The sequence below is a fragment of the Pseudomonas sp. BGI-2 genome, from assembly GCF_004310295.1.
GTDB lineage: Bacteria > Pseudomonadota > Gammaproteobacteria > Pseudomonadales > Pseudomonadaceae > Aquipseudomonas.
This window is the reverse complement of sequence record NZ_SISB01000014.1, coordinates 44,451-67,615: the sequence shown is the minus strand read 5'-3', so window position 1 is coordinate 67,615 and position 23,165 is coordinate 44,451. Positions and strand designations below refer to the sequence as shown.

General features: G+C 51.6%; 19 protein-coding genes, 1 tRNA gene and 1 pseudogene. 7 read left to right on the top strand and 14 right to left on the bottom strand.

The annotated features are described in order from the left end of the window. The first annotated feature begins 50 nt into the window (after positions 1 to 50). Together desA and EYC95_RS11870 are read left to right on the top strand one after the other, a co-directional pair. Complete coding sequence (desA, locus tag EYC95_RS11875) at positions 51 to 1,235, top strand: delta-9 fatty acid desaturase DesA (RefSeq protein ID WP_131060521.1); 1,185 nt, start codon at positions 51 to 53, stop codon at positions 1,233 to 1,235. A 295-nt stretch (positions 1,236 to 1,530) separates the two neighbouring features. Beyond that, on the top strand, positions 1,531 to 2,520 hold the full coding sequence (locus EYC95_RS11870) for a sensor domain-containing diguanylate cyclase (RefSeq protein WP_131060520.1): 990 nt from the start codon (positions 1,531 to 1,533) through the stop codon (positions 2,518 to 2,520). A 134-nt stretch (positions 2,521 to 2,654) separates the two neighbouring features. Here the strand turns inward: EYC95_RS11870 and EYC95_RS11860 are convergent. The 3 genes and pseudogenes from EYC95_RS11860 to gabD form a co-directional block, all read right to left on the bottom strand. Next, positions 2,655 to 3,716: pseudogene (locus EYC95_RS11860) on the bottom strand (HDOD domain-containing protein); the annotation flags it as partial. 66 nt (positions 3,717 to 3,782) lie between these two features. Beyond that, positions 3,783 to 5,060, bottom strand: coding sequence for a 4-aminobutyrate--2-oxoglutarate transaminase (gene gabT / locus EYC95_RS11855; protein ID WP_131060517.1), 1,278 nt, complete (start codon positions 5,058 to 5,060; stop codon positions 3,783 to 3,785). Positions 5,061 to 5,257: 197 nt separating this feature from the next. Beyond that, on the bottom strand, positions 5,258 to 6,700 hold the full coding sequence (gene gabD / locus EYC95_RS11850; protein WP_131060516.1) for an NADP-dependent succinate-semialdehyde dehydrogenase: 1,443 nt from the start codon (positions 6,698 to 6,700) through the stop codon (positions 5,258 to 5,260). A gap of 349 nt (positions 6,701 to 7,049) precedes the next feature. Here gabD and EYC95_RS11845 point away from each other — a divergent pair. After that, positions 7,050 to 7,126 (top strand) — tRNA-Arg (locus tag EYC95_RS11845). Between the two features lie 169 nt (positions 7,127 to 7,295). On the opposite strand, the gene EYC95_RS11840 is transcribed toward EYC95_RS11845, so the two are convergent. Further along, on the bottom strand, positions 7,296 to 7,724 hold the full coding sequence (locus EYC95_RS11840; protein WP_131060515.1) for a lysozyme inhibitor LprI family protein: 429 nt from the start codon (positions 7,722 to 7,724) through the stop codon (positions 7,296 to 7,298). 138 nt (positions 7,725 to 7,862) lie between these two features. Further along, a complete protein-coding gene (locus EYC95_RS11835; protein WP_131060514.1) occupies positions 7,863 to 8,999 on the bottom strand; it encodes a lysozyme inhibitor LprI family protein in 1,137 nt (378 codons plus the stop codon). A 176-nt stretch (positions 9,000 to 9,175) separates the two neighbouring features. Here EYC95_RS11835 and EYC95_RS11830 point away from each other — a divergent pair, with 176 nt between their 5' ends. Next, positions 9,176 to 9,391: a helix-turn-helix domain-containing protein gene (locus EYC95_RS11830; RefSeq protein ID WP_131060513.1), complete on the top strand. Its 216-nt coding sequence runs from the start codon at positions 9,176 to 9,178 to the stop codon at positions 9,389 to 9,391. A 46-nt stretch (positions 9,392 to 9,437) separates the two neighbouring features. Here the strand turns inward: EYC95_RS11830 and EYC95_RS11825 are convergent, their stop codons facing one another. Beyond that, a complete protein-coding gene (locus tag EYC95_RS11825) occupies positions 9,438 to 11,051 on the bottom strand; it encodes an ATP-dependent endonuclease (RefSeq protein ID WP_131060512.1) in 1,614 nt (537 codons plus the stop codon). A 262-nt stretch (positions 11,052 to 11,313) separates the two neighbouring features. Between EYC95_RS11825 and EYC95_RS30615 the strand changes: the two genes are divergently transcribed. Then, a complete protein-coding gene (locus tag EYC95_RS30615) occupies positions 11,314 to 12,258 on the top strand; it encodes a hypothetical protein (RefSeq protein ID WP_256656951.1) in 945 nt (314 codons plus the stop codon). A gap of 297 nt (positions 12,259 to 12,555) precedes the next feature. After that, positions 12,556 to 12,990: a very short patch repair endonuclease gene (locus EYC95_RS11815; RefSeq protein ID WP_305955864.1), complete on the top strand. Its 435-nt coding sequence runs from the start codon at positions 12,556 to 12,558 to the stop codon at positions 12,988 to 12,990. A gap of 19 nt (positions 12,991 to 13,009) precedes the next feature. Here the strand turns inward: EYC95_RS11815 and EYC95_RS11810 are convergent, their stop codons facing one another. The 5 genes from EYC95_RS11810 to EYC95_RS11795 all read right to left on the bottom strand — a co-directional run bounded on the left by EYC95_RS11810 (position 13,010) and on the right by EYC95_RS11795 (position 16,784). Beyond that, complete coding sequence (locus EYC95_RS11810) at positions 13,010 to 13,936, bottom strand: HNH endonuclease (protein ID WP_218568843.1); 927 nt, start codon at positions 13,934 to 13,936, stop codon at positions 13,010 to 13,012. 143 nt (positions 13,937 to 14,079) lie between these two features. Next, a complete protein-coding gene (locus EYC95_RS11805; RefSeq protein WP_218568842.1) occupies positions 14,080 to 15,231 on the bottom strand; it encodes a DNA cytosine methyltransferase in 1,152 nt (383 codons plus the stop codon). A gap of 282 nt (positions 15,232 to 15,513) precedes the next feature. Beyond that, on the bottom strand, positions 15,514 to 16,140 hold the full coding sequence (locus EYC95_RS11800) for a recombinase family protein (protein ID WP_131060510.1): 627 nt from the start codon (positions 16,138 to 16,140) through the stop codon (positions 15,514 to 15,516). Between the two features lie 306 nt (positions 16,141 to 16,446). Further along, on the bottom strand, positions 16,447 to 16,587 hold the full coding sequence (locus tag EYC95_RS30155) for a hypothetical protein (protein ID WP_165557452.1): 141 nt from the start codon (positions 16,585 to 16,587) through the stop codon (positions 16,447 to 16,449). Next, positions 16,584 to 16,784 (bottom strand): helix-turn-helix domain-containing protein, encoded by a 201-nt coding sequence (locus EYC95_RS11795; RefSeq protein ID WP_131060509.1) that lies wholly within the window; start codon positions 16,782 to 16,784, stop codon positions 16,584 to 16,586. The genes EYC95_RS30155 and EYC95_RS11795 overlap by 4 nt, the downstream gene beginning before the upstream one ends. 148 nt (positions 16,785 to 16,932) lie before the next feature. On the opposite strand from EYC95_RS11795, the gene EYC95_RS11790 reads away from it, so the two are divergent. Then, the gene (locus EYC95_RS11790; protein ID WP_131060508.1) at positions 16,933 to 17,472 is read left to right on the top strand and encodes a hypothetical protein; all 540 of its coding nucleotides are present in this window, start codon (positions 16,933 to 16,935) and stop codon (positions 17,470 to 17,472) included. Between the two features lie 4 nt (positions 17,473 to 17,476). Here the strand turns inward: EYC95_RS11790 and EYC95_RS11785 are convergent, their stop codons facing one another. The 3 genes from EYC95_RS11785 to EYC95_RS11775 all read right to left on the bottom strand — a co-directional run bounded on the left by EYC95_RS11785 (position 17,477) and on the right by EYC95_RS11775 (position 22,876). Continuing rightward, positions 17,477 to 18,688 (bottom strand): site-specific integrase, encoded by a 1,212-nt coding sequence (locus EYC95_RS11785; protein ID WP_131060507.1) that lies wholly within the window; start codon positions 18,686 to 18,688, stop codon positions 17,477 to 17,479. A 247-nt stretch (positions 18,689 to 18,935) separates the two neighbouring features. Continuing rightward, positions 18,936 to 19,862: a DUF5655 domain-containing protein gene (locus tag EYC95_RS11780; protein WP_131060506.1), complete on the bottom strand. Its 927-nt coding sequence runs from the start codon at positions 19,860 to 19,862 to the stop codon at positions 18,936 to 18,938. Further along, a complete protein-coding gene (locus EYC95_RS11775) occupies positions 19,859 to 22,876 on the bottom strand; it encodes a type I restriction endonuclease subunit R (protein ID WP_131060505.1) in 3,018 nt (1,005 codons plus the stop codon). Before EYC95_RS11775 ends, EYC95_RS11780 begins: the two co-directional genes overlap by 4 nt. Between the last annotated feature and the right edge of the window lie 289 nt (positions 22,877 to 23,165).

The following is a 23,165-nucleotide window of genomic DNA, read 5'->3' as shown; positions in this document are numbered from 1 at the left end:
TAGTGATAATGCAACGGCTGTTTTTTTCTTTATCGAGGGCCCTATAGCCTATGTGGTACGAAGGTTTTCTCGGCTTGTCGCCCTGGTCACTGGTGGCAGTCACCCTGCTGATGACCCACGTGACGATTGTCGGCGTCACGGTCTATCTGCACCGTTATTCAGCCCATCGCTCGCTTGAGCTCAATGCAGGCCTGAAACATTTCTTCCGCTTCTGGCTGTGGCTGACCACGGCGCAGAACACCCGCGAGTGGACCGCTATCCACCGCAAGCATCACGCCAAATGCGAAACCGTCGATGACCCGCACAGCCCGGTCATCAAGGGCCTTTCCACCGTTCTGCGCAAAGGTGCCGAGCTGTACCGCGCCGAAGCGGAAAACCCGGAAACCCTGCGCATCTACGGCAAGAACTGCCCCGAAGACTGGATCGAGCGCAACCTCTACAGCCGCTACCCGCTGCTGGGTGTGGCGATCATGGCGGTCATCGACCTTCTGCTGTTCGGCACCATCGGCATCACCATCTGGGCCATCCAGATGATGTGGATCCCGGTGTGGGCCGCCGGCGTGGTCAATGGCCTGGGCCATGCCATCGGTTACCGCAACTTCGAGTGCCGCGACGCGGCAACCAATCTGGTGCCTTGGGGCATCCTGATCGGCGGTGAAGAACTGCACAACAACCATCACACCTACCCGAACTCGGCAAAATTGTCGGTGAAGAAGTGGGAGTTCGACCTCGGCTGGGCCTGGATCCAGGTCTTCAGTTTCTTCCGCCTGGCCAAGGTCCAACGGGTTGCGCCGATCGCTCACCGCGTCGAAGGCAAAGGCAGCCTGGACATGGACACCGCCATGGCGATCCTCAACAACCGCTTCCAGATCATGGCCCAGTACCGCAAATTGGTGATCGCGCCGCTGGTCAAGCAAGAGCTGGAAAAAGTCGATCACTCGGTCCGTCACCAGTTTCACCGGGCCAAGCGTCTGCTTTCGCGGGAAACCAGCCTGCTGGACGAAAAACACCACCTGCGCATCCAGACCATGCTCGAGCACAGCCAGGCGCTGAAGGTAATTTACGAGAAACGCCTGGCCTTGCAGCAGATCTGGGTCAAGACCAGCTCAAATGGTCACGACATGCTGGCCGCCATCAAGGATTGGGTTCACGAAGCCGAAGCCAGCGGGATTCAATCCCTGCGCGACTTCGCCGACCAGCTGAAAACCTACTCCCTGCGCCCTGCCGCGGTCTGACCCTGCTGATCGGCGTCCCTGCGGCAATGGGGCTTGTTTGTGGTGAGGGGATTTATCGGAACGCCGCATCGCCCCGTTCGGCGACGAAGTCGCCGTAAGTCGCCGTAAGTCCTGCGACGCGTTTTAACTGAAAAAACGCGTCGCCAGTACCGCCCGGCGGGAGCAAGCTCCCGCGCCCCAAAGGGCGGGAACCAATCTCCAAATCCTCTATCTCAAAGACACTTCGCCACCCGGCGGGCTTTGCTGTAGCCGCTTTCGAATTCCGAGCGGCGTACGCTCTTTGAGATTTGTCCCGATGGTCCCCAAAAACCCACAAGACTCATCCCCTCCTCAGTGGCCGGACGCCGCTCAAACCCTGATGGCGCTCATGCATGCACAGGGCGAAGTGGCGCGCCTGAGCGAACGCGAGCAGCTGTTCAGCTCCCTGCTGGTGAGCGTGAACGCGGTGCTTTGGGCATTCAATTGGGAAACCCGTCAGGTGCTCTACGTCAGCCCGGCCTATGAGCGGATTTTTGGCCGTTCCGCAGGCCTGTTGCTGTCCGACTACAACGAATGGCGCGACAGTATTTACCCCGATGACCTGGATTACGCCGAGCGCAGCCTGGCTGAAGTACTGGTCAAAGGCGCCGTTGAAGACCGCGAATACCGCATCATCGCCGCCGACGACCAGGTCCGCTGGCTCAGCGACAAATGCTTCATCAACCGTCAAGCCGAGCCGGGCCAACCGGTGATCATCGTCGGTATTGCCGAAGACATCACCGAAAAGAAACGGATGGAAGCCGAGCTGCAGCGCCTGGCGACCACCGACGTGCTGACGCAAAGCAGCAATCGCCGACACTTCTTCGAATGCGCCCAGCGCGAGTTTGCACAGGCGCGCAAGCAAGGCGCGCCGATGGCGTTCCTGTTGCTGGACATCGATGACTTCAAAGTGGTCAACGACACTTACGGCCATCAAGCCGGCGACAACGTATTGCAACGAATCGCCGAGAGCGGTCGTGCCGCCTTACGCCGGGGGGATTTTTTCGGGCGGATCGGTGGCGAGGAATTCGCAGCGGTGTTCCCGGGATGCGCACCCGACATGGCCATGCAAGTCGCCGAACGCCTGCAACGGCAGATTCAGCAATTGAGCTTCAGCCATGACGACCAGACGTTCGGCATCACCGTCAGCCAAGGCTTGACCAGCCTGACCGCGGAGGACGATTCCCTCGACAGCGTGTTCGCTCGCGCGGATGCCGCGATGTATGAAGCCAAGCGACAGGGCAAGAACCGCATCATTTCCGGATGACCCCAGCACCAAATTCAACACCAACCCTGTGGGAGCGAGCTTGCTCGCGATAGCGGACTCTCAGCCAACATCAATGCTGAATGTTATTCCCTCATCGCGAGCAAGCTCGCCCCCACAAGGGTTTCGTGTGAAGTCTACTTTTTGCGCAGGCGCATCAATTCCGGCAACCCGATCTTAAGCAACCGCGCGGTCCGGCACTTGGCCAATGCCTCAATGCCCTCATGCTCGGTCAGACGCGCCAATTGCGCAGCAATGTTCATCACCAGCGCTTCACGGGAGAAAACCCCGCCACCGAGCTGGTAGACCGCGGCAATCAGCTCTCGCAACTCAAGCGGCAGACGCCAACGGGTGCGCAGCGCTGAACCGTAGGCCGCGCCGAAGTCGGCCAAGGCCTCTCCCACCTCCTCCCATTCATCCAGCTCGCCACCGGCCTGCTTCCATTCCTGCAAACACCTCAGCAAAGCGAGGTCGCCGAGGCAATGCAGCATGCCCGCGCAATAGCAGCGCTCCTGATCCAGGTCCAGCAAGCGCGCCAGCGTGCGGGCGTATTCGGCGGTGTGCAGCGACAACTCCCAGAAACGCTCGGCGTAGTCCGCCAGGTACGGATCGCTGAGCCGGGCACTGCGCTTGAGCGCCAGCCCCAGAATCAGGTTCATGCTTTGCCCTGTGCCCAAGCGATGCAGTGCCTGGGACAGGGTTTGTACGGCGTCACCCAGGTGATGAGCCGCACTGTTGGCCGCGGCGATCAGCACGGCGGTGATTTGCGGATCGGTACGGATTTCGTCTCCCAACCGGGTCAGATCAAGGCCATTGGGATTAAGGCTGCGCTTGATCGCCACCTGCACGTCGGTCATCAACGGCGCACCCTCCGCCAGTTCACGGCGACGCTCCAGGTACACCGACAAGGTCATGCCGGGCGCCAACGTTGGCACCTCGCAGGCAACCTCCTCTCCGGCATTCACCAGCAACTCTTGCAGGCGATGGGTCAGGTCTTCCATGTCCAGGGGTTTGGTCAGATACGCCGTGGGCGCCAGGGGCAAGGTTTCGCGCACGCTGGCGCTGTCGTTGCGGCTGCTCATCAGAATGAAGGGCAGCGGCGGATTACGTTTGCGTTGACGCACATTGCGCAAAACATTCAGGCCATCGACGCCAGGCAGCTCCCAATCGACGATCACCAGGTCGTAAGGATTTGCTGCCTGTTTCAAGAGGCGAAAAAAAACCCGCCTAAGCGGGCTTTTTGTCGATCAGGTCACACTTGGCAATCAGAGCTCCGAGAAGCACTCTTCGATGATTGCCAGACCTTGATCCAGTTGCTCGTCCGGCGAAGTCAGCGGTACCAGGACGCGCAGAACGTTGCCGTAAGTGCCACAAGACAGCAGGATCAGACCCTTGTCGCGAGCCTTGGCCACCACCGATGCCACTGCAGGAGCGTTCGGCTTGTGGCTGTCGCCGTCGACGAACAGCTCGACCGCGATCATCGCACCCAGGGCACGGACTTCGCCGATGACCGGGTACTTGGCCTGGATGGCTTTCAAGCCAGTGACCAGACGCTCGCCAACTGCCTTGCAGCGGTCCAGCAGGTGCTCTTCTTCGAACACTTCCATCACGGCCAGGGCCGCGGCGCAAGCGATCGGGCTACCGGCGTAGGTGCCGCCCAAGCCGCCTGGAGCAATGGCGTCCATGTATTCGGCTTTGCCGCAAACACCGGCCAACGGGAAGCCGCCAGCGATGGATTTGGCAAAGGTGGTCAGGTCGGCAGCAACGCCCATCTGTTCCATGGCGAAGAAGGTGCCAGTACGGCCAGCGCCGGTCTGTACTTCGTCAGCGATCAACAGGATGCCGTGCTGGTCGCACAGAGCGCGCAGACGCTTCATGAACTCTTTCGGCGCGACGTAGAAACCACCTTCGCCCTGAACCGGCTCAATGATGATGGCAGCGATGTCACGCGGCTCGGCGTCGTTCTTGAAAATGCGTTCGATGCTGGCGATCGAATCGTCGATGCTCACACCGTGCAGTTCGTTCGGGTACAGCGCGCGGAAGATGCCGCCTGGCATCAGGCCCATGCCGGCCGAGTAAGGCACGACTTTGCCGGTCAGGCCCAGGGTCATCATGGTGCGACCGTGGTAAGCGCCGGTGAACGCGATCACGCCGGCACGGCCAGTGGCGGCACGGGCGATTTTCACGGCGTTTTCAACGGCTTCGGAACCGGTGGTCACCAGCAGGGTTTTCTTGGCGAAATCACCTGGCACCTTGGCGTTGATTTTTTCGCACAGCTCTACGTACGGTTCGTAGGCCAGTACCTGGAAGCAGGTGTGGGTCAGCTTGTTCAGCTGCGCGGTCACGGCGGCGATGATTTTCGGGTGCAGGTGACCGGTGTTCAGCACGGCGATGCCGCCGGCGAAGTCGATGAACTCGCGACCTTCAACATCGGTCACGGTGGCGTTCTTCGCGGACTCGGCGAAGATCGGGTGAATCTGGCCAACACCGCGTGGTACAGCGGCTTCGCGGCGTTTCATCAGGGATGCGTTAGTCTTGCTCATAAAGTCCTCATTCACCGCTCATCGGGCGGTGTGGTTCAAGGAAAATGCGGCGGGGAGGCAACTACGGCAGCATGCGATGATCGACTGCCACAGCGTTCCCGGCCACAGAGAAAATTCCGTTTGAAGCACGCAAAGGGTCAGCGCTCTCGTGCCCTTTGCGTTTGAAGCAATGCCTTGCCGGGCTTATCCCTTCGAGCTTAGATGCCCAGGCAGAGGTATTTGATTTCCAGGTAATCTTCGATGCCGTATTTGGAGCCTTCACGGCCCAGGCCCGACGCCTTGATGCCGCCGAACGGCGCGACTTCGTTGGAGATCAACCCGGTGTTGACGCCGACCATGCCGTATTCCAAGGCTTCCGCCACACGGAACACACGACCCAGGTCGCGAGCATAGAAGTACGAAGCCAGACCGAACTCGGTGTCGTTGGACATCGCGATCACTTCGGCTTCGTCTTTGAAGCGGAACAGCGGCGCCAATGGACCGAAGGTTTCTTCCTTGGCCACGGCAGCGTTCTTCGGCACGTTGGTCAGGATGGTCGGTTCGAAGAAGTTGCCTTCCATGACCTTGCCACCCGCCAGAACGGTTGCGCCTTTGCTGATCGCGTCAGCAATGTGTTCTTGAACCTTGGCCACGGCTTTTTCGTCGATCAGCGGACCCGTGGTGGTGCCTTCTTCCAGACCGTTGCCGATCTTGAGTTTGGCCACGGCCACTTTCAGCTTCTCGGCGAACGCGTCGTAGACCGAATCCTGAATGTACAGACGGTTGGCGCAGACGCAGGTCTGGCCGTTGTTGCGGTACTTGGAAATGATCGCGCCTTCGACGGCCTTATCCAGGTCCGCGTCGTCGAACACGATGAACGGCGCGTTGCCGCCCAGTTCCAAGGACACTTTCTTGATGTCCTTGGCGCATTCAGCCATCAACTGACGACCGATTTCGGTCGAGCCAGTGAAGGACAATTTACGCACGATCGGGTTGCTGGTCAGCTCGCTGCCGATGTCGCCGGCGCTGCCGGTCACAACGCTGAACACACCGGCAGGAATGCCGGCACGCTGGGCCAGTTCAGCCAGAGCGAATGCGGAGAATGGGGTTTGCGAAGCAGGCTTGAGCACCATGGTGCAACCGGCGGCCAGGGCCGGGCCGGCTTTACGGGTGATCATCGCGGCCGGGAAGTTCCACGGGGTGATTGCAGCGGTCACGCCAATTGGCTGCTTGATCACGATCAGGCGCTTGTCTGGCTGGTGGCCCGGAATCACGTCACCGTAGATGCGCTTGGCTTCCTCGGCAAACCACTCGATAAAGGAAGCGGCGTAAACGATTTCGCCCTTGGCTTCGGCCAATGGCTTGCCCTGTTCCATTGTCATCAGGCGAGCCAGGTCGTCCTGGTTTTCGATGATCAGTTCGAACCAGCGACGCAGCTTGTTCGCACGGTCCTTGGCGGTCAGTGCACGCCAGGCCGGCAGCGCTTTGTCAGCGGCTTCGATTGCACGGCGGGTTTCGGCAGCGCCCATTTTCGGCACAGTGCCCAGAATTTCGCCCGTTGCCGGGTTGTTGACCTTGATCGTCAGACCATTGTCCGCATCAACCCAAGCGCCATCGATAAAGGCTTGCTGGCGGAACAACTGGGTGTCTTTAAGCTGCATGTCGGCTTTCCTTAACAGCACCGCGGCAAGCGCGGAGCGAATTATGATTGTAGAAAGGCGCCTTAAAGGCTGCCGTCAGGGAAATCATTCACCGGGCTGAAGCACATAAATAGCGCACTGTTCGAAACTCGTGCGGTTCAGCACCCAGACAAGAGCGTTTGAAATCTCAAACGGATCGTAGGATCAAAGCGCCTAAAGGACAAGACTCTGTTCGAAAAAAAGAACGAAAACGGCGCATTTGCCTAATTTTTCTGATCAACGTAGCAAACGGTTGTTACGGTTGCGAAAACCACAGTCGATTCAGCAGCATGGACGCCCGCGGTGCATATGAGTATCATGGCGCCCGCTTGCACCAGTAGCTCAGCTGGATAGAGTACTGCCCTCCGAAGGCAGTGGTCGTGGGTTCGAATCCCGCCTGGTGCACCATATAAATCAATAGGTTACGCAACGCTGTCTCGACCGACGCCGAAACGGTGACAGCAGCGTGACAGCAGCACGAACAAAAAAGGCCCCGCTCTGAATCTCTCAGGCGGGGCCTTTTACGTTTCATTCATCTGAGTGAGCGAGCTGGACGCTTGTTATTGCAGGCTAATACTCACAACGCGTCGCTCTCAGGCTCTTCATCTTCCCCGGCGCCATTCTCAGCAAACCATTCCAGTGTGTCTGCACGCTCCAAGGTCATCCTCAGTTCGCACCCCGCCCCCTCTAGAAGGTCCATCGTGCCTCCGGTGAGGGAATAGTACATGCTGCAATCAGCCTTTCGAAACTTCACCCATAGAGCTTGGCCTTCTTGCAATTTCCTCATCTTCCCGACAGGTAAGACAGTAATCGCCGACTTATAAGCCTTATCCATCCGGGCATTTTGCTTGACTAACTCTGCATAGCTGCAATCGCTAAGCGCGGATGTGTTGCCGCCTGACTTATCAGTGCAAGCACTGTATGCCGCAGAATATTCGCTTTTTGCAAATACGGAGGGGGAGGAAAAAGCTACAAGGAGAGCCGTTGCTATAATGTGATGACGCATGAATACAACTCCAATTTTTGATGTTCAGCGCGGGGGGGGGGAACTCCGTGGATAATCCAACCCGGAACACTTACTATGGTTTATGACGCTCGAATCAAAACGTCATACATGTTTCTATATAATGACTTACGCAGGCGGTCAGGCAGAATATAGTGCAGGGTCAAGTTCTAAGCATTCTGATAAAGACGTAAATTCAGCCCGACGGCAAAGCCATGCGGTAAAGAAAGTATAACCCGCAGACACAGCGACTATCTGAACTCTAGTATTTCTTGACTCTCTGCGTCGTCGGGCCTCTGCCTGCGTTAGAGATTCGCCTTTTCTTCGAGCCCCACCAAAAAATGAAAGTATCAAGAATCCAATGACCACGTAAAACACAGATACAAACGTTAACTTGGCGACAATAGTTAGTAAGATATTTAGACCGCCCCGATTACTTTTGACTGCTGTATATATTGCGAAAAATACCGCCAACAGTATCCCGGTGACTACACACACTTGGTACACTTGATGAGGCAATCCGAGCCAGCCACAAAGAAGGCCTATACCCCAGCCAGTGACTGGCAGCAAATTGGTGATCGTTGCATCGGTATAGTTATTGTAGATAGTGGCTTCCGCTCTGCGGTGCCGCTTAACCGCCCAGCAGGACATTACAACCGCTACTATCAACGCACACTTCCATAAAATGCTGAATATTTGCTGCCAAAGCGTTTCTTCACGAGTCTCTGCGAATTGATGTTGCGGTTGCTGAGCAGTCTGATAGGCCGATGTTTGATAGGTAGATGAGGCAGAGACTGTATTCGACTGAGAATAAACGGTCTGCTGTTGTGCAGCCTGTCGCCGCTGTTGATAAGCCTGCTCTTCCGCTACGTATGCCTCGTGTTTGCGTCGAGTGCGATCAGCGTCTTCTGCTTGAGATTTGGCGATTTGCTGTTGCTGTTCTAACTCCAGTCTTCTCCCTATTTCGGCGCTCGTAAAGTCTTCAATCGCCTTGAAACGAGTGACCATTGCTTGGTCGAGGCATTTCTGTGTAGTGCACTGGTTTCGAGTGGCAAGCCACTCACGTTGGGACTGGATAAGAGCATCCTGCCGGTCAGGAGCCTTCAGCAACGCAGCTTTGTAGTTTCGACTAAGAGAAGTGTCGAGACCGGAAAGGTAGCCGTCGCTGCAAATTTCCTTTTCGGCAAAATTGCTCGCCTTAGTGCAGTCAAAGCTAGCGGCCATCGAATTGCTGGCAAGTACTGCCAATAGCAGCGCAGTCGCGCGGTGAACTACCATTTAGAAGATCTCCTATCTTAGCAACCCGAGAATGGGCATCCACGTCACGCCTTACACCCATCTCACATCCCTTGAGCAGGCCCAGAAGCCAAGGCCGTAGCCATAGACCGCATCAAAAGGCCAAATGTCACGATTAGTGTGTTCACGATTAGATCACATCGCCACATCATCTGGGAATGCCACCTTCCCTACGTCATCGTTTTGGCCATCGAATTCGTGAACTCCGTCTTGCCACAGGCATGAACCAGGAGGAGTTCGCTGACAGGTGCGGTTTCGCTCGGACGTATATGTCAAGAATCGAGACTGGTGGAGCGAATCCCAGCCTTGATGCGATTCAAACACTCGCGGACGGGCTGAAGATTGATCTCGCGTCGTTGTTCAAAGAAATATGACAGCTTGAGCAGAAGGCGGAATAGGAGATATTCCGCCCATAAAATATTACAGCGCTCTAGCCCATGCCAAATCGAGCGCTTGCTTTAGCGTTTTCATCTCCGCTTCAAATGCTTCGAGAGTGATTTCATCCCCCACACGCCTTGCAAGTTTTTTCTTTTGATCACCATTCATGGCGCTAACCGCGTCAGCGGTCCTCTTCCAATCCAAGAAATCTGGATAACATTCCTCAAGACTTCCATAACTAAGCACGTGAATTTGGTTATTATCATTCAGTGGTTTGTTAAGTTTAATGAATTCATCGAAACCTGGTTTAGCTTTGATTGACGGCATATCACACAAAACTATAAATCTATCGCTATAGATAGAGTTGCTCATTGGCGAAAAAGCTTTAGTTATCGCATTGATAGTCCGCTTCGCTTGATGAGTATCGCCTTCTGCGGACACTATTTGCAACGCAGGCATGGTCGGGTAATGGCGCTTGATAATCCTTGTCAGCAGTTCAAATTCGCTAGGACCTTCCACAATAAGAAAGTTTCTTGGAAGAAGCAAATCCGCTGGACTACCGCCTAATAGCTCATAAATAATATATGGCTTATCGAAATCATCTGTTTTACGAATAACGGTTGTACACTCGCTTTTTTCCGTCTTGAAGATACTTTCCACTTCGCTTGATTCAGCAACAAACACCGAAGAGTGAGTGCTAATAAATACTTGATCAAGCTTCTCACTCAACTCTAGAAGAACCTTTTTCAGCTTTCGCTGAGCCGTGGGATGCAAGTGAAGTTCAGCTTCGTCAATGAAAAATAGGAATGACTTGCCAGCATCCTCTCTTGCTTTTCGATAATCTGCATAGGCCTGAATAACTGCAAGCATCAATGCACGTTGCATTCCATCGCCTTTCTCGCTGGCGTATGTCTCAATTCCATCATCCACTACCGTTTCGAATTTTTTCAACAGATCCCCAAATTCTGGTGAAATGACTTCAAATAGAACTTTAGAACACTCTGAGAATTGCTTTTCTAAATGCCCCTTGACTGCGCCGCCGAGATCTCGGAAATGACCGTAGATCGCAGAATCTTCGGAGTTGAATAGCTTTTCAAAAGTAGCATGAAACTCTTTGTACTTTGGATCATCATCCAAAATCTGCTCAATTACAGAAGCGAGCATGATCCCAACTGCACTTTTCTGACTATATTTAGTAAATTCTTCAAAGTACTGTCTTGTGTGAATATATTCAAACTTTGGCAGAAAATCATTTAGCGCAGAATCGAAGCCAGCAGGATTTTTAGCAATTTGCCCTTCAATTTCGACAGTTCTTTTTTTGGGGTCGCTACTTTTTCTAGTTATCGTGATCGCATCTGAGCCTGCGAGAATTGCTAGAATTTTTGCTTTGTTCCCCACATTGATCATATTTTCAGCGCCATGCTGAGCACCTGAAAACTCTACACTCACAACAACTTCTTTGCTCGAATCCCGCATGTATTGAATATTTTCGATCGTTCCCGACTTTGATGAGCCCGTATAAAACCAGTTAATGGCTTCAAAAAAGTTCGTCTTGCCCGTGTTGTTTTGGCCTACAAGTATGTTGAAATCCGAAAAAAACAGATCTAAAGACTCGATTGACCTGAAGTTTTCGATCTTTATCCTAGAGATTTTCATGCTTTCCCTGCCAGCTGAGTTGATTGTCAGCCGAGTGTCCTCCCGCCCCCTGTACAGTGTCAATAGGTCCATGACTAGTCAGGATATGGGGACGGCTTAAAATAAAACTGTAAACAATAACTACATCCCTAGAGAAGTAGTTATGATTAAGTACTGCCTAAACTGCAATGTGGTAATTCCAAAGCTTTCTAAACAATGGCCTAGCCAGAAGTACTGCACCACAAAGTGTAGAAAGATTGGAAACCTTAAGATAAAGTCTTCAATGACACGCGCTGAGCAAAAAAGAGCGAATTTACGTCAAAACAAAGAAGTGATCTATTTAGTAAGACAATGTAAAAAAGCCAAGACCGTTCAAATCTTAGAAGGTCATAGCATTGAGTCTTTCACTAAAACTATGGAACTTGTTAGGAATAAGCCTTCAGGAGAGGTACATCTTTGTCATATAGCGCCAGTTAAGGGCAAAACTTCAAAAGGCTTATTTCACCATTTGAATCTGTTCTATGGAGGGGCTTATCAAAATAAAAAATTCAAGAACAATTATCTTGGGGGCGGACTATCCATAAGCAATAAGAAGCTTAAGGTAAAATGGAAGATTACAGATGATATGTCGACAAATGACATTCTTGTAATGATAGAGAGATACTTGGGAAACATAGTATCGGAATACATTAAAACTAGCCCAGTAAAAAAATCCAAAAAAGCGCAAATTGCCAATAAAATTGCTGGACTAGATAAAACAAAGGCCTTCGATGACCTAATGTTGATTAGTTATAATCACCTAGTGAAGCAGTGGGAAGAGATCAGCAAAATAAAAATATTTACCCCGTCTTTTACAAATCAAGAGTCAAAATATATAACTTATATGGACGGCTTAACAAGATTCATATCTTATGGCGGCGACAGGGTGCCTATGCTTAAAAGCCTAAGAAAGGTAATGGTTATAGGTTACATGGCTCTTGAGCGTGTAGCGCAGAGCCAAACATACAATAAATATTTTTATGTTAAATATGAGCCTCTAATTAACAAGAGGTATGGCCAAGCGATGCTAAACGACCCAGAAAACTGGCCTGAATTCAAAGACCTGATATACGATACAACATTTAAAGTATTGCAGGGAGGCTCGCTAGACATTCAAAAGTTTCGCAAACTGATAATGTCGCACCTCACATTCCCAGAGAAAGCGTGGGCAACTAAAGAAACCCTATAAATATGACTGCACCTAAACAATTCATTCAGACTTGAAAGTTACAAAAACTATCGTAAATCTCAGCAAGACCCATTCCTCGTATTGGGCAAATGAGTGACGTGATGGTATGGTGCCCATAGAGGCAATAACTTGCTCAGCGTCGTCACCATTCAAGTGACTAGGACGAATTCAAATCGTCGCTTTACAAGAAGGTGACGCGTTTGACTGCCAAGTGAAATGGGTGAAGCAAAGCCTTCATTGAGACCTCCTTGACCGGCGTAGAGGTCCATGGCCTGGAAATAACGATCAAAATTCAATGTGCTGACTTGCCACAAAAAGGTAAACAGAGTGGATTTCGTAGACCAAGCGACTCGATCAAGAATGATGGCAGCCGTTCGTAGTGAAAACACCCGTCCTGAGCTCATAGTCAGGAGGTTCCTTCACGCTCATGGCTATCGATTTCGGTTACATCAGAAAAACCTGCCCGGAAAGCCGGACATTGTGATGCCAAAATTCCGGACTTGTATTTTTGTCCATGGATGTTTTTGGCATCATCATTCAGAATGTCAATACGCTACCATACCCAAGACTAGGTACGAGTTCTGGAATGAAAAACTTCTACGCAATGTGGCAAGGGATACGGAAAACGTTAAGGCCTTGGAGGCTCTAGGCTGGCGAACTTTGATTATATGGGAATGCCAGTTAAAAAAAGGGCAAGACACGCTTAATCAACTACTTCAACAGCTATGCTAAAATCAAGTATGAGAAGTGATTAATCGAACCGTTCCTTTCTATGCACCTTATGATGACAGATAGTACATAACGTAATAAGATTCTCCACCGAGTTTTTTCCGCCTTTTGCGTGATGAAGAACATGGTGCAACTCAAGGTGTCTAGGGTCTGACGCGTTCCACATCGAGTGAGTCCATCGACAGTGTTGACAGGAGTACTCATCTCTAACCAGCACTTCACCTCTAACGTCATCGGGGATTTTTCGATCATGCGGTGGTGTTTGATTCATATCTTCAAGGACATAAGCACCAATCGGTAAATCCGGACGCCCCGTAGTTCGCGTAGCAATAGACCAACCTTCTTCGGTTCTCAGCTCACGTACTCTGCGAGCCCATTCGGTTGAGCCATCAGCAACATATCTAAGCTCTTCACCCGTGACGGCTCGCCCCACATTTACTTGGAGAAACTCCAGCAGTTTATCTTTTACAGCAAGTTTCTTCTTACGAATAGTATTTGCACTATTCCAACGAAATGCAGCGTCCCTATCTTGGGTCTCATCAAGCAATACATAGTCATCGACCATCAATGACTCGACACCCAGCATGGTTAGGTCGAGGTCTCCAGCCTTGACCATTTCTTGTGCCGTCACTCCCGTAACGATGCTCCAACCTTGCTCAACACGGAGCTCACGAACGCGTCGTGCCCATTCGCCAATACCTGAGACCACCATCAGCTCATCGCCTTTAATCACTTTGCGTGGATAAGTGATGAGATAAAGAATTATGCGATCCCTAGCAGATGCAGCACTCGATTTAGGAATCAGAGAGCTACCCAGGTCACGGAGAGCATGAAAGGTGGGCACTAAAGAGATTACCCTTGCACGAAGATCACCATGCTTCAGTTCAAGACCGAAGTTAGTGATTAGCTCCAGCAAGCGAATTCGCAAACTTTCTGGATCGTTTTGCAACTTCAGTGAACGCCTTGCCAACTCACCATCTCCCATGACGAATGCTATGACTCTGGGTGTATTCTGCCTTTGCAGAATACTACAAATACTTTCAACGGCATGTAGCATCTAAGGCATCAGGCAATCAAGACCGGTCCGCTTAACTACGCTGCCATTGTCTCAGCCTTCGCACTCAGCACCTTCAATACGACTTTCGCTATAGCACCAGCAAGAAGAGGAGGTACTGCATTACCTATTTGGCGTGCAATTTCAATTTTTGTCCCTTGAAAAGGGAAGTCATCTGGGAATCCCATTATCCGCGCTGCTTCGCGGTGAGTTATCGGGCGATGCTTTTCTGGGTGTAGATAGCGACCTTTCTCTGGTTTGAAGAATTCAGTTCTGATGGTCACGCTCGGTCTATCCCACCAAAGTCTTCCAAACAGATCAGTGCCGCCCGACGTCTTGCGAATCCAACATGCTGGAGTAATCTCAGGTGCATTTCGCTGCAAATCGAAGCGATTGCCGCCAGGAGGTACAGCCTTATACCGAGCAAGGCTTTTCTCTGTTGGAGTGCGACCAAAATGTAAATTCAAAGGAGGAGCGCACTCGCGAATTTGAATGCCAACGGGTTCCGGCAAATCTGCTATCACATCTTTGACCGTTCTCCATGGAGGCAGAAATCGGTCGTCTGGATTCTTGGAATGAGTCTTAATCGGCAACACGGGCGTTTCGACTAACCTTTTTTTCCATCCGATGATAATCAACCGTTTTCGAGTTTGTGCCACACCATAATCGGCAGTGTTCACAACCTCAAAGATCATCTCAAAGCCCATAGATATTGCCCGATCTTGAATATCTAAAAACTCACTGGAACGCAGCAGTTCGGGGACATTCTCCATCACGAACATTTTGGCACCACACTGCTCCACAACATCCATGTATGGCTCCCATAAAGCTCGACGACCATCCCCAGTCCTGTTTTTGTTGAGAAGACTAAAACCTTGACAGGGTGGGCCACCGATGACTACATCCGCAGCAGGAATCTCAGGGCTTGTTTGCAGCCAATCCTCAATGTTACCCACCACCGCTGGAGCAGAATATGCCTGCTCATGCGTTCTCATTGCCGCCGCATCGTTGTCGACCGACAGAACACACTCGAACCCACCACAGAACCTTTCATCTGTGAAGCCGAGCGTCATGCCACCAGCACCGGAAAATAGGTCGATTACACGGAATTTATGGGGTGTCATATTGATATGCATAGCTGATATTTTTTCATCGCCGGAGTATAGGGCAAGTGTCTTGAGCAAAACCATCAAGACTAGCCCAATCGAAGCAGAAGGTGCCCAGTTAACCGGGCCGATCCCTCAAAACGGGGTCTTCTTGAGGAACACCCTTTACTGTATGAATAGACAGTACATTCAACACAAACTGCGAGTCAACCTTCCATGAGGAGCGAAGGGTAAGCGAATTTCTCTCTGATGATCTGTCTCTCCGATCAATGAAGCGTTTGCGTATGAATCTAGCGATGAGCCAGAGATACTGAAGAATTGCTATCACCTTTGCCCCAATCAAAGCGAAAAGGGGTAGCGCGATCATCAGGCAGTCTTCGTTTCTCGTTTGATCCTGTACACAGTGGCAACACCGCACTCAGCCAGCTTGGCAATCTGATCAGCAGACATCGTAGGATGCTTCTGCATCAGCGATTGAACTTCCGCCCACTTGGCCACGTTCTTGCCTTTGCCTGCTGGCTTCCATTCAGGATCAGCTGCACGTTTGTTCTCCAGACCTTGCCTGATACGTTCCACACGCTTCTCCTGATCCAACCTCGCCATCGTCGCCATCAGGTCGATCAGCATATTGTTGATCACATCCATGATCTGACCTGTAATTCCCTTCGCCTCAACCAGCATGTGGCTGGTGGGCAGATCAGCTACAACCAACCGAAGCCCCTTGACTTTGATGGTCGCTTTCAAGGTGTCCCAGTCTGTCGGCGAGAGCCGACTAAGGCGGTCTACGGACTCAACCAAAAGTACGTCTCCCTTTTCGGCAGTATCGAGTAGGGCAAGCAACTGAGGGCGGTCGAGCTTGGTACCACTGATGTTCTCAGCGTAGATACCAATGATGCTCAACCCTTTTTCGGTAGCGAAAAACTCCAGGGCGACTTTTGCACGGTTGGCGTCCTGGTCTTTGGTCGATGCTCGGAGATACAGGTGGGCATTCATGGCGAGCTATTCTTTGATCTATAATTCGATAGATCAATGATAATTGAATCGTATACCTATCATCAATAGATATCTGATATAGCTTGGCAAGCAGCTCTCGGACTATCAGTTAGGTCTACCTATACGAGAGATATCTCACACAGCAGATGCAGGGGAAGCAACCATTTACAGAATCAAAAAGGTATTCGGCTTGCAATACTGTTAATGCCTTTCGTGACTGCGCTAATCAACAGACGAATTTGCCAAGCTTGCGAATCTGATTAGTGACAAAGCCTCTGGCCATTCGGGCAGAGGCTTTTTTTTCAATCAATTTTCGCCACGCTTGATGAGTTCCACTCGGTAAGCACCTAATCGGCGGAGTGATTCCAAATCTGCCAGGAGGATCGCTCCTGATAGCTGAAGCATGCCCAAGACGTTTCCAGCGTAATCAATGATGCGGAGGCTCATCTGCTGTTCTCCTTGGCTTGGCGGTTGATGAAAGCCTCCAGATTTTTGACCAATACCAATCGGCGTCGGCCCAGCTTAAAGCTCTCGATTTCTCTCCTCGCCAGAATTTCGTAGAACATGGATCGAGCGACACCAATCAATCGCGCACCATCGTCAACGCCTACTGAGAGGGGAGTTATTGGGTTGTTCAGACTCATCTGATAATTCCTTAGCTGCTGATGCCATGACTGGCTGGGTTTGTGTAGCCACCTTATTGTGGTGCCACTTTTGTGTCAACACATTTTCTTGTGTTGCACGCCACATGTGTGGCAACCTTAGCGGCACCACAGCTCAAGGAAAAAAATCATGGCCGTCAGAAAAAAATCCGAAACGATTCACCTTCGTGTGAAACCGATTTCCAAAGCTTTGCTAGAGGGGTTATCAAATTCAACGGGCAAGACCTCAACTCAGATCATCGAGGATTTGATAACTGAAGCTGCCGCGAACTTTTTAATTGAAGATGTAGAAGACATTATAAATGATGACGCTTTAAAAAATGGACAATTAGACTTAGAAACGGCTCTTGTAACGGCTCACTGCGACGACGATCCTATTCTTACGAAGCTTAGAACTTATTACATTGCGCCGAATGCTCTAAGCGCAAAAGATAAAATAATCGCATCTGCGGTCACTCAATCTAACGATACTTTCTTTGGCAAATCAGAACTCTTCTCAATTGAGGATGAAATTATAAAACCGGATTATATTTCCAAAACTCCACAGTTAGATTTACATGAGGTATCGAGAAGAATGCCATCGCTGGAAGATTTTGCAGCATTTAGGGAAAAGAACCAAAACTTTAAGTCTACGTATGAAGCTTTCCTTAAAATGATAGGCGAAGAGTGATCATCTAAATCAGCTCCACCGCTGCCGCCTTGCTATCGGGAGCCAAATGTGCGTAACGCAGCGTCATCGCAAGATCTGAATGGCCTAGTAACTCACGCACCGTGTTGAGGGGAACCCCCGCCATAACTAGCTTTGATGCGAATGTATGTCGTAGATCATGCCAGCGGAATCCCTCAATTTTGGCAAGCGTCAGAAGTCCGTCCCATGACTTCTTAACATTATCCAACCTATGACCATCTTTGCCGGGAAATACGAAACCTTTATCGCTAGTTTGATCCTTCCAATTGGTTAATATTTCCAGTAATTCTTTGTTTATCGGGATATGCCGCGTCTGTCCGGATTTTGAGGTGGCGCCTTCCACCGTGATTATTTTATTTTTTAAGTCAATGTCTGTCCAAGTCAGGTTGAATACCTCACCTCTTCGCATACCTGTATTGATTGAGATTAGAACTAAAGGCTTAAGGTGATCAGCAAAATAAAGTTTATTAAGGTCAACCATCAAATCCTTTTTACGATCAGTGCGCCATTTGTTTGCACTATCTCGCTCTGCACAAATAGTCGCCTCTCTCTCCGTCATAGCGTCACGTAGTGCCTTTTCCTCTCCTGGTGTCAGATATCTCACCCGACCGCGCTTATCGACTTTTAGGCGTTTCAGCTTAGCCATCGGATGTACCTCTAGCACACCCCATTCGACCGCCCGAGTCAGCACACCGCGCAAGCGTGTCATATTCCGATTGGCGGATGCAGGGGTCAGGCCTCCCGACAGCCAGGTCGTACGCAATAACTCTATGCGCCGAGCGTCGATCTCATTGAGACGCAGCGTAAACAGATCCGCAAAACTCTTCCGAATGGCACGGGAGCTGTTAACAGCATCTCGATGATGGGTTTTCGACCAAGGCTCGAATTGGTCAGTGAGAAAGGATTCGAAGGTGGGCATACCTCCCACCTTTCGTTCTTGAGAAACGGCTAATGGCTCACCATGAGCGTGCGCCTCAGCAAGATACTGAGCCGACTCGGTTCGTGCTTGTTCGAGCGTCATCTTGCCCACTCGCCCCAGCGTTATCGCTTTGTTCCGCGCCCAAGTCACCATATATGAGGCATGTCCGCTGGGAAGTACGCGGATGAAAAGCCCCGGCTGGGAGGTATCATGGATGCGGTATGCTTTTTCTTGTGGAGCCAGGTTTGCTAGCAACCTGCCGGTAATCTTGGTCTTCATAATCTGGCCGTGACAGCAGCGTGACAGAAGAATTAACAATACCAGTCTGATTTGACGGACTCAAGCGGACAGTAACCATTTGATTTTACTGGCGCAAGCGTGGTTTCACAGGGATTAATTATGCCCTCCGAAGGCAGTGGTCGTGGGTTCGAATCCCGCCTGGTGCACCATATAGTAGAAACGAGAAAGCCTCAGATCTTAGGGTCTGGGGCTTTTTTGTGGTCGATATTTCGGCGAGACCTCAGCTCTAGTTCTCTTGGTAGCTGCGTTCAATCAGTACTTTGGCTCTTTCCAGATCAGCCAGAGTGCGCAGGCTCAACTCCAAATCGCCGGTCCCCCAGTGACCGATGGCGCGCACATCACGGCTGAAGTCCTCAATAAGTTCGACAGAATCAGGATTGAGCTTGAGGTAAAGCTGTAGCCGCTTGGACTGCACCACTAAGCTGGCGAAGTTTTTCAAACGACGAAATGCGAGGTAGAGCTTCAAGGGCTTCTCTTGTACATCATCGCCGAGAGACTGCAGGTAGCTGGTGGTCTGCTCAAAAAGCGAAGAGATGTCCGACGGCGCCTGGGCCAGTTGTTCCTGCCAAGTCTTATCCTTAGCGGTGAGGGTAGGTTTGCCCGCTCCGCTTTCTACAGACTTTGCTGATGCCGATGCATCAGCCACGCTCACCACATTGACCAGCTCAAACAGCAGCAGGTCATCTGCGAACAATTTGTAGCGGATCAGCTCAATATTGCGCTGGATCAGTTGTACCGCATGCTGATCGTAACGGGTGAAATCGGCGGCTATACATAGCAGTCGCGTGCCGCTCCACTCAATCTGTTCGGCGGCCTCTTTCCCCAATTTTTCCATCACCAACCAGCGAAACTCGGCCTGATGATCCAGCAACCAATCGAGATAGAACAGCCCCTGATTAATTACATTCTCGTTGCTGTGACGCTTGTATTCGATGATTACCGGACAGCCATTCTCGTCGAGACCCAGCGAGTCAATACGACCCTTGTGGGTTTTACCGGTGGCGTATTCGGTCGCGAGAAAGCGCACCCCGAGGAAGGTTTCCATCTGCGCTTCGATTAAACTCTGTAGCTGTTTTTCTACGGCCACTGCACGGCCGGGTAATTCACAGGCACCGTTAATGGTGTTTAATCGAAAGAGTTGGATATCGCTCACCCTAACATCCCTCGTATATTTCCCTGCAAGGTTGACTTGAGTGCAGCATCGCTAGCCACCAATCGGTACAGCTCTAGATCCTCGCGCCGACGCCGCAGCATGACTTCATCAAAGATTTTGTCGAAGGCCAGTTTGCGGTGGTCTTCGTCCTGGCTCTTCTGGTATTTGGCATCGAAATCAGGATGCTCTTGAATGCCCTTAACGATACTCAGGAATTTCACACGCTTTTCTTCATTCGTTACTCCCCAGGCCTGGAACCAGCGGTCGTTAAAGGATTGGATGATCTGATCCAACGGGTCAGTTTCCTGATCGCCACCGTGCACCCCCCGCGGATTGGGGTTTGCCGGATCCTGCGTGGTTTCGGAGTCGTCCAATACAATTGAGTGATTGAGCTTTACGCGCTCCAGCCCATACGAAGAAAGGTCCACTGAGTTCAGTAGGGCGTCGATCTCGTCGGCGTGCTTGTCCTCGACCTTTAGCTTCGGTATCAGGAACTTGAGGAACCAGAAGAGCTTTTCCCAGGCAACGATCTCAAAAGGCATGATCGAAGCCATCTGCCCGTAGATCTTTACGAACTGCTTTGCCTTAATTTTGAAATCAATTTTCTCCTCATCCTCCAGCTCCAGTTCAACGTCGTAACGCTCGACGGCAATATCAATCAGCACAGCCAACCGCTCAGCGTCGACATTGTCGAAGTACTGCGCAGCAAAAGACTCCACCTCCGGCCACTCGTAAACTCCCACCTCGTCCAGTTGATCCTTGAGCTCATGAAGCACATTGATATCCGTGGCGCCGGATAGACTGGTGGCTGTGTAGAAAGGATCGAAGGACGTCTTGATTTCCTCTACTAGGTTGAAAAAGTCGAGAACGAACAAGTCTTCGGTCTTCTTGCCCCATTTCGGCGCAGCGCGATTGAGGCGTGACAGCGCTTGCACGGCGAGCACGTCCTGCAACTTCTTGTCGACATACATGGCGCATAGCTTGGGCTGATCAAAACCGGTCAAATACTTGTTAGCTACAACAAGTAAGCGGTACTCCTCGGTATCGAACTTGTCCCGAGTGTCTCCTTCGGCGAAGCCGTTAATCTGAGCCTCACTATATTCGATGCCGTCCACCAGCTTGTCGCCGGAGAAGGCGATCAACACCTTGAACGGGTTGCCCCGAGTCTCCAGCAATCGGCAGATGGCCTTGTGATAACGGATGGCCGCCTCAATGTTCTGGGTGATGACCATGCCCTTGGCCAGACTCTTGAGTTTTTTCGGGATGACCACCTGCTCGATAAAGTGATCCAGCATGATCTCGGCTTTGGCGTTGATGGTCTGCTGGTCGCGCTCAACATAGGTACGTAACTTCTTCTGCGCCTTTAACTTGTCGAACAGCGGGTTATCTTCGATGGACTTGCGGATTTCGTAATAGCTTTTGTAGGTGGTGTAGTTCGCCAGCACATCAAGGATGAAACCTTCCTCGATGGCTTGCTTCATTGAATACAGGTGGAACGGCTCGAAGCGGCCATCAGCCTGGAGTTGCCCGAACTTCTCCAGAGTGCTGTTCTTCGGCGTAGCGGTGAAGGCGAAGTAGGAGGCGTTTCCCTGCATCTTGCTTTTCTTGATAGCACCAAGGATTTTCTCTTGTGCGTCATCCAGTTCATCCCCTCCCATCACCCTGTTCATTTTTCCGTGGGAGCTGCCATCCTGCGAGCCGTGGGCTTCGTCAATGATCACGGCAAAGCGCTTGCTACTCATATCGTCGATACCTTCGACGATCACCGGGAACTTCTGGATGGTGGTGATGATGATTTTTTTGCCCTGTTCCAGCGCGTGCTTTAAATCCGAAGATTTCAGCGCTGGAGCGATGATGTTCTTAACCTCCGAAAAATCCCGAATGTTTTCGCGCAACTGCTTGTCCAGCAAGCGCCGGTCTGTCACCACAATGACCGAATCGAAGAGCGGCACATCCAGCCCCCTGGCCCCAGCCACATCCAGCGAAGCCGGGTAGGTTTCGATCAACTGATAGGCCGCCCAAGTAATGGAGTTCGACTTGCCCGAGCCGGCCGAGTGCTGGATCAAGTAGCGCTGGCCCACTCCATGCGAGCTGGCATGCGCCACAAGTTCCCGCACTACATCCAATTGGTGGTAGCGCGGGAAGAAAAGCGTCCGCTTGGTCAGCGGTGTTTTGCTGCTGCCGTCCAGACGAACGAAGTGCTGGATGATGTTGGCCACGCTCTGTCGGTTGAAGATTTCCCGCCACAGGTAAGCACTCCTGTGGCCATCGCGGTTGGGCGGGTTGCCGGCACCATGATTGTGACCCTTGTTGAACGGTAGGAAGAAGGTAGCGTCACCGGCGAGCTTGGTGGTCATATAGACCTCATCGGTATCTACCGTCATATGCACCAAGCAACGACCGAATTGCAGCAGGGGCTGACTGCTGTCGCGATCCTGCTTGTACTGCTTCTGTCCGTGATAACGGGCGGTCTGGCCGGTCCAGGGGTTCTTCAGCTCCAGGGTGGCGAAGGGCAGCCCGTTGATGAAGAGCACCATGTCGATCTCTTCCAGGGTATTGCTCAGGGAGTAACGCACCTGACGGCTGCTGCTGAAGATGTTCGTCGCAAAGTTGCGCTTGACCCGTTCTGAGCTGCTGGCCAGCGGTGCGGGGTACATCAGGTTAAAGTGAACGTCGTCTATAGCGAGGCCACGCTTGAGGAGATGCAGTACGCCATACTTCTTCGCCAGCCGGTCGAAACGCTCCAGGATGCGCAGATCCCAATCGTCGTAACGTTGCTTAAGACGCTCCAGTTCATCGAACTGGCTGTCATGCAGGAATTGCCATAACCAGCAGGTATCCACCGCATAACGGGCATTGAAATTCTGGGCGCGGCCCATCCGGTATCCGTGGTTGGGACCAAAGGGACGCTCAGCCGCGCCTTCGCTTACGATCAACTGCTCTTCCAAGCAGCTTCCGGTCAGATATTTCTCAATGCCCGCTTCCAGCGCCTGTTCGTTGGTCTTGCTTACCATGCTGGCTTCCTTGTGCCTAAATTGCCCGTCGAAGCCAACCTACCCCCGACGCAGTGTACGAATGTCTGAAAATGTCTAGATGGCGAGAGCTTAGACATTCGCAGCCACAAGCTAACCCATTGATTTATAAAATCTTAAATCTAAAACTTGGATTTACTGGTAACCCGCTGCTGGTTTAACCACTGGCTAGATCGTCTAAAAATATCCCTCGCAGTCAAATGAACGCTTTTTCCAACCGCCCTGAATCTATTGGGTTTTAAGCCTTTCTTTGGCAGTTTTGAGCATCTCA